The 12,900-nt window shown below is 70.9% G+C and carries 11 protein-coding genes and 4 tRNA genes; 3 read left to right on the forward strand and 12 right to left on the reverse strand.

The window, feature by feature from the left end; genetic code table 11:
• From CWC38_RS08400 to CWC38_RS08425, 6 genes are all read right to left on the reverse strand, one after another.
• Nucleotides 1-342: beta/alpha barrel domain-containing protein (locus CWC38_RS08400; protein ID WP_500683896.1), on the reverse strand; the 342-nt coding region annotated here is incomplete at its 3' end.
• A 77-nt stretch (nucleotides 343-419) separates the two neighbouring features.
• Nucleotides 420-2,069, reverse strand: coding sequence for an RsmB/NOP family class I SAM-dependent RNA methyltransferase (locus tag CWC38_RS08405; RefSeq protein ID WP_121846325.1), 1,650 nt, complete (start codon nucleotides 2,067-2,069; stop codon nucleotides 420-422).
• Nucleotides 2,066-2,989 (reverse strand): methionyl-tRNA formyltransferase, encoded by a 924-nt coding sequence (locus CWC38_RS08410; RefSeq protein ID WP_121846332.1) that lies wholly within the window; start codon nucleotides 2,987-2,989, stop codon nucleotides 2,066-2,068. The genes CWC38_RS08405 and CWC38_RS08410 overlap by 4 nt, the downstream gene beginning before the upstream one ends.
• A gap of 11 nt (nucleotides 2,990-3,000) precedes the next feature.
• Complete coding sequence (def, locus tag CWC38_RS08415) at nucleotides 3,001-3,723, reverse strand: peptide deformylase (RefSeq protein ID WP_121846326.1); 723 nt, start codon at nucleotides 3,721-3,723, stop codon at nucleotides 3,001-3,003.
• A 49-nt stretch (nucleotides 3,724-3,772) separates the two neighbouring features.
• Nucleotides 3,773-4,687 (reverse strand): cytochrome, encoded by a 915-nt coding sequence (locus CWC38_RS08420; RefSeq protein WP_121846327.1) that lies wholly within the window; start codon nucleotides 4,685-4,687, stop codon nucleotides 3,773-3,775.
• A gap of 103 nt (nucleotides 4,688-4,790) precedes the next feature.
• Nucleotides 4,791-4,862 (reverse strand) — tRNA-Val (locus CWC38_RS08425).
• Nucleotides 4,863-5,171: 309 nt separating this feature from the next.
• Between CWC38_RS08425 and CWC38_RS08430 the strand changes: the two genes are divergently transcribed.
• From CWC38_RS08430 to CWC38_RS08440, 3 genes are all read left to right on the forward strand, one after another.
• Nucleotides 5,172-5,244: transfer RNA gene (locus tag CWC38_RS08430), tRNA-Gly, on the forward strand.
• Nucleotides 5,245-5,303: 59 nt separating this feature from the next.
• A tRNA-Cys gene (locus CWC38_RS08435) sits at nucleotides 5,304-5,374 on the forward strand.
• A 34-nt stretch (nucleotides 5,375-5,408) separates the two neighbouring features.
• Nucleotides 5,409-5,483, forward strand: a tRNA-Val gene (locus CWC38_RS08440).
• A 149-nt stretch (nucleotides 5,484-5,632) separates the two neighbouring features.
• On the opposite strand, the gene CWC38_RS08445 is transcribed toward CWC38_RS08440, so the two are convergent.
• The 6 genes from CWC38_RS08445 to CWC38_RS08470 form a co-directional block, all read right to left on the reverse strand.
• Complete coding sequence (locus tag CWC38_RS08445) at nucleotides 5,633-6,583, reverse strand: ornithine cyclodeaminase family protein (RefSeq protein WP_121846328.1); 951 nt, start codon at nucleotides 6,581-6,583, stop codon at nucleotides 5,633-5,635.
• A 270-nt stretch (nucleotides 6,584-6,853) separates the two neighbouring features.
• On the reverse strand, nucleotides 6,854-9,013 hold the full coding sequence (gene nrdE, locus CWC38_RS08450; RefSeq protein ID WP_121846329.1) for a class 1b ribonucleoside-diphosphate reductase subunit alpha: 2,160 nt from the start codon (nucleotides 9,011-9,013) through the stop codon (nucleotides 6,854-6,856).
• The gene (nrdI, locus tag CWC38_RS08455) at nucleotides 9,010-9,504 is read right to left on the reverse strand and encodes a class Ib ribonucleoside-diphosphate reductase assembly flavoprotein NrdI (RefSeq protein WP_240625174.1); all 495 of its coding nucleotides are present in this window, start codon (nucleotides 9,502-9,504) and stop codon (nucleotides 9,010-9,012) included. The genes nrdE and nrdI overlap by 4 nt, the downstream gene beginning before the upstream one ends.
• Before the next feature lie 201 nt (nucleotides 9,505-9,705).
• Nucleotides 9,706-9,942: a glutaredoxin-like protein NrdH gene (gene nrdH / locus CWC38_RS08460; protein ID WP_121846330.1), complete on the reverse strand. Its 237-nt coding sequence runs from the start codon at nucleotides 9,940-9,942 to the stop codon at nucleotides 9,706-9,708.
• A 327-nt stretch (nucleotides 9,943-10,269) separates the two neighbouring features.
• Nucleotides 10,270-11,340 carry an App1 family protein phosphatidate phosphatase gene (locus CWC38_RS08465; protein ID WP_121846331.1) on the reverse strand — a complete coding sequence of 357 codons (1,071 nt, stop codon included), beginning with the start codon at nucleotides 11,338-11,340 and terminating at the stop codon, nucleotides 10,270-10,272.
• Between the two features lie 63 nt (nucleotides 11,341-11,403).
• Nucleotides 11,404-12,900: helix-hairpin-helix domain-containing protein (locus CWC38_RS08470; protein WP_338067538.1), on the reverse strand; the 1,497-nt coding region annotated here is incomplete at its 5' end.

Consider the following 12,900-nt stretch of genomic DNA (forward strand, 5'->3'; position numbering starts at 1 on the left):
CCAGGCGAGCCCGGCCTTCGCACCGGCGGCCCGCAGCTCCCGGGCGAGCTTCACGGGGGCCATGGCCGCTTCCGCGTGGAACGTCACGGACGCGCACCCGGCCTCCGCGTACGCCGGGGCCCAGCGGTCCGGGTCCTCGATCATCAGGTGCAGGTCCAGGGGGATGGGGCTCGCCCGCTGCAGGCTCTCCACCACGGGCAGCCCCAGGGTGAGGTTCGGGACGAAGTGGTTGTCCATCACGTCCACGTGCGCGGCATCCGCGTTCTCGATGCGCTGCAGCTCCTCCCCCAGGCGGGCGAAGTCCGCGGAGAGGATGGACGGGTGGATGTCGCAGCGGGTCATGGGGGTCCTCCAGGTGTGGTGTCTCGGTCGGGGGCGGGGTCGGGTGGCCGCGAGCCAGCCTGCGCGGCAGGAGGTGCTCAGCCGCGCCGACGCAGCGCCACCATGTACATGGCGTCCGTGCCGTGCACGTGCGGCCACAGCTGCACGCTGCTCCCACCGCCGGGCAGCTCCAGCCCGGCGGCACGGGTGCCGTGGAACGCGCCGGGCAGGGCGGCCTGCTCCGCGAGGGCCGCGGTGTCCAGGACCTCCACGTCCGCGCGCCGGTCCCGGACGTCCTGCAGCACGTCGTGGGTCTCGGCGGTGTGCGGCGAGCACGTCGCGTAGACCACCACGCCGCCCGGGCGGGTGGCCTCCAGCGCCGCGTCCAGCAGCTCCCGCTGCACGTCCGCGAGGTTCGCGACGTCCGACGGCGTGCGCCGCCACCGCGCCTCGGGGCGCCGTCGCAGGGCGCCCAGGCCGGTGCAGGGGACGTCCACGAGCACACGGTCGAAGGCGCCCGCGTGCTCGGCAGGGACCTCCCGGGCGTCTCCCGTGCGCACACGCCACGCCTCGCGCGGAACGGGGGCCAGGGACTGGCGCACGAGCTCGCTGCGGTGCTCGCTGACCTCGTTGGCCAGCAGCGTGGCGCCCCGCTCGTGGGCGAGCGCCGCGAGGAGTGCGGCCTTGCCGCCCGGGCCCGCGCACAGGTCCGCCCACCGGCCGGCGTCCTCGGCAACCGCCGCCTGGGCGAGCACTCGGGCCACGAGCTGGGAGCCCGCGTCCTGCACACGCACCACGCCCTCCCGTGTGCCCGGGATGCGGTGGACGTCTCCCCCGCCGCTCACGGCGCTGTCCGCCACGAGATCGCCCGGGTGGGCACCGGCCTCCAGCACGGGGTCGAGGGACCCCAGACCCGGCAGCGCCACGAGGTGCACGTCCGGGGCGGCGTTGTCCGCGTCCAGCAGGGCGGTGATCTCCTCCGGATCGCGTCCGTTCGCACGCAGGGCACGCCGCATGGCCCGGATCTCCCACACGGGGTGGGCACGGCGGACGCTCATGGCGCGCCACTCGTCCGGCTGCTGCGAGGCGAGGTCCTCCAGCCACTCCTCCTGGGTGCGCCGCGCCACCTTGCGCAGCACCGCGTTGACGAGTCCCGCCGGCCCCTGGCCGACCTCCCCGCGGACCAGGCCCACGGTGGCGTCCAGCGCGGCGTGGTCTGGCACGCGCATGGCCAGCAGCTGGTGGGTTCCCAGCCGCAGGGCGTCCAGCACCGCGGGGTCCAGCTGGTCGAGGGGGCGGTCCACGCACGTCTGGAGCACGGCGTCCCACGTGCCGCTCCAGCGCATGGTGCCGTAGGCGAGCTCCGTGGCGAACGCGGCGTCGCGCCGGTCCAGACGGTGCTCGCGCACCAGGGACGGGAGCACGAGGTTGCCGTAGGCGTCCTCGGAGTTCACCGCGCGCAGGGCCTCGAAGGCCGCGAGCCGCGCCGGGTCCGAACGTCGACGCCGCTGGCCCGGCGCCTGCGTCGAGTACGACCGCTCGTGCTGGGCCCGGCGGTTGCGCTCGTGCCCCCGGGCGTTGCGGCGGGAGCCGTCCTGCGAGCGGCCCTGGCCCCGGTCCCCGCCGCGGCCGCTCACGTTGCCGCCGCGACGTTCACCGCCTCCGGGGCCGCGCTGCTGCTGGCCCTGCGGTCGACCCCTGCGGTCGTCACCGGATGCTGCTCCATGATCGTCGTACTCCCGGCTCATGCGAAGGCCACCTGCTCCCTGTGCTGCTGTCCGCGGGCCCAGTCCAGGACCGCCATGGGTTTCTTCCCGCCCGGCTGCACGCGCGTGAGCTCCACGGCGTACGAGCCGGTGCCCGCGAAGACCTGCTTGCCGCGGATCTCCACGTGGCCGGCGGCCAGTCCGGTCACTCCGGGGGCGGGGACCACGCGCTCCACCTTGATGCGCTGCCCCTCGTACTCCGTCCAGGCGCCCGGTTCGGGGGTCACCCCGCGCACGTGGTGCGCCACGGCCACGGCCGGGTGCGTCCAGGTGATGCGAGCCTCCGCGCCCGTGAGCTTGGGGGCGGCGGTGGCCTCCCCCCGCTGCGGGACGGGCTGCACCTGTCCGGTGGCCACGCCCAGCAGCGACTCCGCGAGCAACGGCGAGCCCTCGTGCGCGAGCCGGTCCAGGACGGTGCCCGCGGTGTCCTCCGGGCGCACCTCGTCCGTGAGGGTGCCCACCACGGGGCCGGTGTCCATGCCCTCGTCCAGAACGAACGTGGTGGCTCCCAGCACGGAGTCGCCGGCCATCAGGGCGCGCTGCACCGGCGCGGCCCCGCGCCACTGCGGAAGCAGCGAGAAGTGCAGGTTGATCCAGCCGTGCTCGAAGACCTCCAGCGCCGGCCGCGGGAGCAGGGCGCCGTAGGCCACCACCGCCCCGATGCGGGCACCGGTCCCACGCAGCGCGGCCCGGACGTCCTCCGTGACACGGTTGGCCCGCAGCACGGGCAGGTCGAACTCCTCCGCGCGGCGCGCCACGGCGGAGGGCGTGAGCACTTTCTTGCGCCCCACGGGGGCGTCCTCGCGGGTCAGCACGGCGGCGATCTCGAAGCGCGGATCCGAGTGCAGGGCCTCGAGCGGGGGCACAGCCGTCTCCGGCGTGCCCGCGTAGACGATTTTCAGTCGTTCGTGCGTCATCGTGCCCCTCCCCGGGTGAAGGCGGAGCCTGCTGCGCGCACGGGACGGGACGCAGCGTCGTCGGCGGGGCGGGTGAAGGCGGAACTGGCCGCCGCCGGGGAATCCCCCGTGCGAACCGGGCCTCGTGCACCGCGGGCGGTCGGGGCCGACGGGCCCTGGGTGCCGGCGGCGTGCGACGACGCCGCTGAGAGCCGCTGCTCGTCCCGCTCCTTCTCCGTCCTGGCCGCGGCCTCGCGAAACTCGGGGCTGCGCAGCCTGCGCAGGGCGTCCTTGCGCTCGTCACCCACCAGACGGTCCACGTAGAGCATGCCGTGCAGGTGGTCGATCTCGTGCTGGAAGCAGCGGGCCAGCAGCCCCGTGGCCTCCCGTTGCACGGGGCGGCCGTGGGAGTCCACGCCGGTGAGCACCGCCCGGTGCCTGCGCGGGGTCTCGTGGGACAGGCCCGGGACGGAGAGGCAGCCTTCGCCGCCCTCCTGGGGTTCGTCCCCCACGCTCAGACGGGGATTGACCACGTGGCCCTCGTCCCCGTGGACACCCCACGTGAAGATCTGCAGACCCACCCCCACCTGGGGTGCGGCCAGTCCGACGCCTCCCACGGCGTACATGGTCTCGAACATGTCCCGCACCAGGGTTCGCAGGGAGTCGTCGAACTCCGTGACCTCCTGGGCGGGGGTCCGCAGGACCGGGTCCCCGATGGTGCGGATGCGCAGAATACTCACCGTGCGGTGCTCTCCTCGTGTGGGTTCGTGGGCCGGGACGGCATCGTCCTCAGTCTACGGCGGGCCCGGCCACCGGCAGTGTGACAGTGGAGTCCGGCACCAGGCGCCCCGTGGGGCTGCCCTCGAGCGGCGGCGGGGCAATGCTGCGCAGCTGCGGCCCCGCGGACTCCAGCTGCGCCGACCGGGCCCACACCTTGGCCAGGGCGCAGAACTTGTACCAGTGGGCGGGCAGGTGCTCGGACACGGCCTGGACCGTGAGCGCCTCCGTCTCCCCGATCGCCACGGCCATGAGCACGTCCGCGTCCCCGTAGCGCCACGGCTCCCACTGCCCCGCTGCGGCGTCCACGAGCGACTCCTCCGCCTTGAGACCCGCGACCAGCTGGGTGACCACCTTGGGGTCCGGGGACTTCACACGCCCGGAGCGGTCCGTGCCCTTCGTCTTGTAGTCGATGAGGCAGACCTTGCCGCCGATCCGCGCCACGAGGTCCAGGGTGCCGGCGTAGCCCACGGTGGAGTTCCACACCGTGATCTCCGCCGCCAGCGGCTCCGGCCGGTAGAGCTCCCACCACTGGTCCGCGCTGTCCGCGAAGCGTGCCTCGTGGTGCTCCGTGAGATCGGCGCGGGCGCGCTCCACCTCGTGGGCCGCCCCCATGGCACGCAGCGCAAGCTGCTCGCAGTAGTCGTGGACGCGGTCCCCGCGCTGCGCCGCCTGGTCGCGGTGCCGCTCGGCGGCCTTGGCCGCGTGGTTGACCAGGGAACGACGCCGCCGCGAGTCCCGCAGCGCGTCCGGCAGCTGGGGGTCGTTCGCCAGCGCCTGGGCTGCGCTGTACCCGTACCAGCCGCCGAGGTCGTTGGCCTCGCAGCCGATGATCGTGGTGATGGACGGAACCTCGAGGTCCCCGCCCTCACGGCGCGCGTACATGCGGCCGGTGGGCGTCTGCTGTGCGAGTCGGGGTTGCGTCATGGGCCCAGCGTAGGAAGGGCCCCCGACACGCAGAAGCCTTCCGCTCCGTGGGCGGGCACGAAAAAACCCGGCCCCTTCCGGGACCGGGTTCTTCGTTCGTCCGTGCGCGATACTGGGATCGAACCAGTGACCTCTTCGGTGTGAACGAAGCGCGCTACCGCTGCGCCAATCGCGCTTGCAACGTTGAAAACTCTAGAACACATCCCGCGGCAACGGCAAATCGGCCCGGCCCGGATGTGCCACCGGGCCCGTCGGAGCCGCCACGGCCTGTTCCCGCACCCCTCGCACCACTCCTCACGGCGGCCCGATTTGCCCGGACCCGGGGGCATGGGTAATGTTCTTCCTCGTTGGCAACGCCCCGCAGGGGACGGCCTCCGCACCGGAAACGGTTCGGGTGCCGGAACGGCGGGTAGCGCGAAGACCTGTGATAAAGTTTCCGCTCGGAAGAACGGAGAACGAAACAGGTTTCCGATCGACCGACAATGCGGACGTAGCTCAGCTGGTAGAGCATCACCTTGCCATGGTGAGGGTCGCGGGTTCGACTCCCGTCGTCCGCTCGCAGTTATCGACCTCGTGGTCGAGATCTGAGACCCTGTCCTCCAAGGATCTGGTCCCCGGTGGGGTGGCCGAGTGGTTAGGCAGCGGCCTGCAAAGCCGTCAACGCGGGTTCGAATCCCGTCTCCACCTCGGTGCAACCACCCGTTCAATACGTGAACATTGAGCGCGATTGGCGCAGCGGTAGCGCGCTTCCCTGACACGGAAGAGGTCACTGGTTCGATCCCAGTATCGCGCACCAGATCAAGGCCCCGGAACTCACGTTCCGGGGCCTTTTCTCATGTCCTTCTCCCTCGCCTGCCCCCGCACTGCATCCCATGACCAAGGCAGTGCGCCCCGCGACCTCGCGCCGCGGCGCGGAAACCCGTCGCGCCCCCGGAGGCAGGAAGATCAGGCCTCGGCGCCGTCCACCACGCCCACGGCGACGGCGAGGTCCTGCCAGCTCATGCCCACGCACTTGAACACACGGGGCCGGGAGCGGTCCATGGCGGCCGCGCCGGTGACCACGTCCGCGAGGGGCACGAGGTCCTCCTCGGTGAGCGCGCCCTCCGCCACGGCCTGCACGACGTCCCCGGCCTCGCGCAGCGCCGTGCCGCGGTCCTCCACGACCACCTGCGCCCGGCCCATCAGCGCGGCGTCCAGTTCCCGGGCGTCCGGCTCGTGGGATCCCATGGCGACGACGCACGCCGCGTCCCGGACCAGCGCACCGTCGAACAGGGGCTCTGCGGCGGAGGTGGCGCACACGACGACGTCCGCGTCCCGGACGTCCTCCGCCGTCCCGGCGCGCGCGGCCAGTCCGAGCCGTTGCGCGTGCGCCACCGCAGCCGCGACCTTCTCGGTGCTGCGACCGCACACCACCACCTCCGAGAAGTCCCGGACGTCCGCGAACGCCTCGATGTGGGACAGCGCCTGCGGGCCGGTGCCGAACACCATGAGCGTCTGCGCATCCGGGGCCGCGAGGTGGTCCGCCGCGAGGGCGGAGACGGCCGGCGTGCGCAGCGTGGTGAGCGCGTTGCCCTCCATGACGGCCTGCACGCTCAGCGTGGGTGTGTCCATGAGCAGGTAGGTGGCCTGGATGCGCGGCAGACCACGTTCCGGGTTCCCCGGTGAAACCGTGGCAACCTTGATCCCGCTCCACGCTCCCAGCACGGACGGCATGAGCAGCATGTGCCCCTGGCCGGCGGTCACGTTGCCCCGGGCGGGGTCCTCCCCGGGGTGGAAGCCACCCACCAGGGTCTCCTCGAGGAGCGTCCTGGCCCGCCGGGGGCTCACCGCGTCGAGGATCTGCTGCGCGGCGAACCAGCGCGGGGCGTTCTCAGGGGTGCTGTGGTCCTGGGTCATGGAGGTTCTCCTGATGATGGGGGCGCAGGCCGGGCGTGGCAGCCGGCTGCCGGTTGTGGACGTGGTCGACGGTGCTCCGGACGACGTCTGCCCCGCCCGACCAGGGGTCGAACGGGGCAGAGACGGCCAGGCCGGGCGGGCACCGGGCGCAAGCACCGAGCACGGTCACCGGGGGCGCAGGAAGCGGACCGGGCCGATGCGAAGGCGAGGTGCCCGCAGTGTGGCGCGCGGCGTCGTCGTGCCCCTGCGCTCAGGGACGACGACGGCGCGTCACAGCATGCAGGACACGCAGCCCTCCACCTCGGTGCCCTCCAGGGCGAGCTGGCGGATGCGCGAGTAGTACATGGTCTTGATGCCCTTGCGCCACGCGTAGATCTGAGCGCGGTTGATGTCCCGCGTGGTGGCGGTGTCCTTGAAGAACAGTGTGAGCGAGAGCCCCTGGTCCACGTGCTGCGTGGCCGCGGCGTACGTGTCGATGATCTTCTCGTAGCCGATCTCGTACGCGTCCTGGAAGTATTCCAGGTTCTCGTTGTCCATGAACGGCGCCGGGTAGTACACGCGGCCCAGCTTGCCCTCCTTGCGGATCTCGATGCGCGAGGCGATCGGGTGGATCGAGGACGTGGAGTTGTTGATGTACGAGATGGAGCCGGTGGGTGGTACGGCCTGCAGGTTCTGGTTGTACATCCCGTCCGCCATGACCTTCTCGCGCAGCTCGCGCCAGTCCTCGACCGTGGGCAGGGCGATGCCCGCCCGCTCGAACAGCTCCCGGACCCGCGCGGTGGCGGGCTCCCAGACCCGGTCCGTGTACTTGTCGAAGAACGTGCCGTTCGCGTAGTCCGAGTTCTCGAAGCCCACGAAGGACTCCCCCCGCTCCTTCGCGATCCGGTTGGAGGCGCGGATGGCGTGGTAGGTCACCGCGTAGAAGTACATGTCGGTGAAGTCCACACCCTCCTCCGAGCCGTAGAAGATGTGCTCCTTGGCGAGGTAGCCGTGCAGGTTCATCTGCCCGAGGCCCACGGCGTGGGACATCTGGTTGCCGCGCCGGATGGAGGGCACCGAGTCGATGTTGGACATGTCCGAGACGGCGGTCAGGCCGCGGATGGCGGTCTCGATGCTCGCACCGAAGTCCTCGGACTCCATGGCCATGGCGATGTTCATGGACCCCAGGTTGCACGAGATGTCCTTGCCCACCTCCGCGTAGGTCAGGTCCTCGTTGTACGTGGAGGGCTCGGAGACCTGGAGGATCTCGGAGCACAGGTTGGACATGATGATCTTGCCGTCGATGGGGTTCGCCCGGTTCACCGTGTCCTCGAACATGATGTACGGGTAGCCGGACTCGAACTGCACCTCCGCAACGGTCTGGAAGAACTCACGGGCGTTGATCTTGGTCTTCGCGATCCGGGAGTCGTCCACCATCTCGTGGTACTTCTCGCTCACGTTCACGTCCGCGAAGGGCATGCCGTAGATGCGCTCCACGTCGTACGGGGAGAACAGGTACATGTCCTGGTTCTTCTTGGCCAGCTCGAACGTGATGTCCGGGATGACCACACCCAGGGAGAGGGTCTTGATGCGGATCTTCTCGTCCGCGTTCTCGCGCTTGGTGTCCAGGAAGTTGAGGATGTCCGGGTGGTGCGCGTGCAGGTACACGGCCCCGGCTCCCTGACGGGCACCCAGCTGGTTCGCGTAGGAGAAGGAGTCCTCCAGCAGCTTCATCACGGGGATCACGCCCGAGGACTGGTTCTCGATCATCTTGATGGGAGCGCCGGACTCGCGCAGGTTGGTGAGCGCGAACGCCACACCGCCGCCGCGCTTGGACAGCTGCAGCGCGGAGTTGATGTTGCGCCCGATCGACTCCATGTTGTCCTCGAAGCGCACCAGGAAGCACGAGACGAGCTCGCCGCGCTGCTTCTTGCCGGCGTTGAGGAACGTGGGCGTGGCCGGCTGGAACCGGCCGGAGATGATCTCCGCCACGAGGCGCTCGGCCAGGGCCTCGTCCCCGTCCGCGAGGTACAGGGAGACCATGACCACGCGGTCCTCGAAGCGCTCCAGGTAGCGCTGGCCGTCGAAGGTCTTCAGCGTGTAGGACGTGTAGAACTTGAACGCGCCCAGGAACGTCTGGAAGCGGAACTTGTAGCCGTAGGCCTGCTTGGAGAGCTTCTTGACGAACTCGAAGCTGTACTTCTCCAGCACCTCGGCCTCGTAGTACTGGTGGTCCACCAGGTACTTGAGCTTCTCCTCCAGGTCGTGGAAGAACACGGTGTTCTTGTTCACGTGCTGGAGGAAGTACTGGCGGGCCGCCTGCTGGTCCGCCTCGAACTGGATCCTGCCCTCGGCGTCGTAGAGGTTCAGCAGCGCGTTGAGCTCGTGGTAGCCGAGGCCCCGGTACTTCTCGGGGCACGTGGGATCTTCGTGACCGGGCTCGATGCTCACGCCCGGGGTTGCATGGATGCTTGCCAAAACTCTTCCAATCCTTGGGTGACTTTCTCGACGTCCTCGTCCGTGCCCATCAGCTCGAACTTGTAGAGCAGGGGCACCTGGCACTTGACGGCCACCTTCTCCGCCGCCACGCAGAACAGGGGGCCGAAGTTGGTGTTGCCAGCGCCGATCACACCGAGCAGGTGCTGCCGCGACGAGGGGTCGTTCAGGAACTTGACGACTTGAGGGGGGACTGACCCCGCTCCCCCGGGCCGTCCGTAGCTGGGCACGGCCAGGACGTACGGCTCGGTGATGCGGGGAACGGGGTCGGTGGTGCGGAGGGGCAACCGGACGGATCTCACCGGCAGCTTGGCGATGAAACGGTCCGTGTTGCGCGTGACGGAGGAGAAGTACACCACCAGGGGTGCATCCTCCCCCGCGACGACGGGTGCGCGATGGAGTTCCCGCTCCTTCGCCTGGGCGAGAACCGAGCTGATGGCGCTCATACCGGCTCACTTCGACTCGTGGTGGATCGTGCGGTGTGGCGCATGTCCGCGGTGTGGTGCGTCTGCCGGGCCGGACAGGTGGTGCTGTGGCCGGTGGACGCCTGGTGCGCCGGTGCCGACCGGTTCTCGGCCGTGGACTGCGCGGCGCGCCGGGGGAGCTGCCCGCCCGGGGACGGACCGTGGGGTCCGCGGGGAACTGCCTCAGGCGGAGAGCAGCAGCGCCAGGGAGTTGATCTTGTCCGGGCGGAAGCCGGACCAGTGCTCGGTGGTGGTCTCCACCACGGGCACCTGCTGGTAGCCCAGGCCCACCACGTGGTCGTACGCGGTGGTGTCCTCGGTGACGTCCACCACCGTGTAGTCGATGCCCTTCTTGGTGAGGGCGCGGTAGGTGGCGTTGCACTGGACGCACGACGGCTTGGAATACACGGTGACTGACATAGCCCATTCTCCTTGCGGGAAGTACCGATTCTCCGACGCCTCCGGGGCCCAGGGGGTCACGGTCCGGGTGGTGCGCCAGGTGATTGAACAACTGCGTCAATACTACATCTAGTGGCGCAGGAGCACAGGGCACCCAACATGATGTGGTTGCGTGTTCCACAGGGGTGGGCGTGTTTTCCCCCTGTTGTCCACAGGACCGTGCGGGGCAACCCCGCGTGCTTCCGCGGTTCAGGGCACGGTGGTGTGGATAAGAGGAGTTCCCCACGTCACCCGAAATCTTTTTCGGGCGTGGCCCTCCCCCGTCCCCGGCCGTGACGGGACGAGGGCTCAGAGCAGGCCGGCGTCCCGGAGCTGGTCCGAGATCGAGGCGCCGTCGTTGGCCTCGATCCACAGCACCCCCTCGGGAACCGCGACCCGGTGCCCGTCGGACCCGCGGGTGCCCGCGGCCAGCACCGCCTCGGTGGGAGAGAGGTTGCGGATCACGATGGCGGCCACGGAGTCCGGGTAGCGCTCGGCGAAACCCGCGTAGATCTGCGGGTCGTGCTGGCCGTCGTCCCCGATGAGGATCCACCTCACGTGGGGGAAGTTGCGGGCCAGCCGTTGCAGGTTCTGCACCTTGTGCTGGGAGCCGGAGCGGAACCAGCGCTCGGTGGTGGGCCCCCAGTCGGTCAGCAGGAGCGCACCGGCAGGATAGGCGTTGCGGGTGAGGAAGCGGCGCAGGGTGGGTGCCACGTTCCAGGCGCCGGTGGACAGGTAGAGGAACGGCGCGTGCGGATGCCTGCGCCGCAGCCGGTCCATCATGGTGGACATTCCCGGGGTGGGGATGCGGGCGTGCTCGTTGGCCACGAAGGAGTTCCAGGCGGCCAGCATGGGGCGTGGCAGGGCGGTGACCATCACGGTGTCGTCCACGTCGCACACCACACCCAGGTGCTGCTGGTCCGAGACCACGGTGACCGTGGCCTCCGTGACCTCTGACCCCTCGGCCTGCATGTAGATGGTGTGGATGCCCGGCGCCATGGACACGTTGAGGTCCACGTCGATCACACCGCCCTTGTCCGCCACGAAGTGGAACTCGTGGTCCCCGAGCCACACGTTCACCTGGGCGAAGGCGTAGGGCACGGAGGAGAAGGAGCGCCACCCGCGGATGGACTCCGCGGCGTCGTCGGTGTCCGCCACGTAGGTGCGGGTCTTGAGCAGGACGCGCCCCAGGGCCCGGACGTAGCGCGGGCTGCCGTAGCCGTCGAAGGCGAGCATGGTGGGGATGTCCCCCCGCTGCAGGGCACGGCCCTGGCGCCAGCGCTGCAGCTTCTGGTCGAAGCGGTAGCCGATGTTGATTGCCTCTTCCGTGACCTGGTCCACGGACGGCAGCAGATCCCCTCCGCCGCTGTTCTTCGCCATGGCTCCCAGTGTTCCACAGGCTCGCACGCGTGCAGATCCCCTCCCCGTGTCCCTCTTCCCGTGTCATCGGGACCCCGCCCCCTCGCGGGCCGCGGCGCCGTGGCCCGCCTCCGCGCGGGGCGCACCATGGCTCCCCGCGCGGGAGCACGTGCGCCCCGCGGGAGAGGACCCGGTCTCGGAACCCCGCCGGCCGGGCGCTCGGGACGGCGAGGGCCGGGAGCCCAGCAGGGTGCGCGGGTCCGGGAGGGTCTCCGGGCGGGAGAGGTCCCACGCCCGGGCGGCCTGGATGCCGATCCCGCGCGGACCGGTGCGGCGGGTGTGGCCGTGGACCAGCAGCAGCGTGGGAGCGAAGAGCACCTCTCCCGAGGCCTCCTGGGCCTCGTCGAAGAACGTGCAGTCCACGGCTCCCGAGCCGTCGTCCAGGGAGATGAAGACCACGCGCCGGCCGCTGCGCATGGGCGGTGTCATGGTGGAGACCCGGACACCGGCCACCACCACCTCGCTGCCGCTGCGCAGCCCCAGCAGGTCCTCCGCGCGGGTGGCCCGGTAGGCACGCACGAGCTCGGAGTGGGAGTCCATGAGGTGGGCGCTGACCTCGATGTTCATGGTCTCCATCTCCGCTCGGACCCGTTCCTGGGAGGTCGGCTCGGGGAGCCGCGCGGGCACGGAGGTCAGGTCCACGTCCCCCAGGGGCAGCGCGAGCTGGCCCTCCCCCGGCTGCGCACGGCCGCCCCGTCCGCTCGCGGGCTGCTCCGCCCGCTCGGTGAGGAAGCGGACCACGTCCGTGCGGGAGGCGCGGGCCCCGGCCCCGCGCAGCAGCCCGTCCAGGGCCCCGGCCGTGGCGAGGCGCTGCAGGGAGCGCCGGGAGGGCCGGGCCCGCACCCGGACCTCGGCGAGCGTGGCGTAGGGCTGCCCGGCGAGGAGCCGCTCGACCTCCGCGGCGCTGATGCCGGTGATGGTGGCGAGGGACATGCGGATCCCCCAGGCGCCGTCCTGGGTGTGGGGGATCCCGGCGTCCAGGTCCCCGGACACCATCGTTCCGGGGCGGGGGGTGACGGCCTCCACCCGGTGGTGCTCGCCGCTGCGGTTGACGTCCGGGCCGAGCACGGGGATCCCCATGCGCCGGGCTTCCCCCACGAGCAGCCGCGCGGGGTACATCCCGGGGTCGTGCTCCCACACCCCGGCCATGAAGGCTTCCGGGTGGTGCGTCTTCAGCCACGCGGACTGGTAGGTGGGCACCGCGAAGGCCACGCCGTGGGCCTTGCAGAAGCCGAAGCTGCCGAAGGCGTGGAGGGTCTGCCACACGCTGTCCACCACGTCCGGGGAGAAGCCGCGAGCGCGGGCGCCGTCCCGGAACGCGGTCTCCACGGGTTCCTCCCCGGGGGATCCGAGCAGCCGCCGCCAGACGTCCGCCTGTCCGAGTCCGCAGCCGGTCATGCGGTCCATGATGCGCATGATCTGCTCGTGGTAGACGGCCACGCCGCGGGTCTCGGCGAGGATCTCCTGGAGGTCCGGGTGGGGGTACACGGGGGTGGACCAGCCGTGGCGGGCGTCCAGGTA

It is taken from the genome of Kocuria tytonicola (genome assembly GCF_003687455.1).
Classification (GTDB): domain Bacteria; phylum Actinomycetota; class Actinomycetes; order Actinomycetales; family Micrococcaceae; genus Kocuria; species Kocuria tytonicola.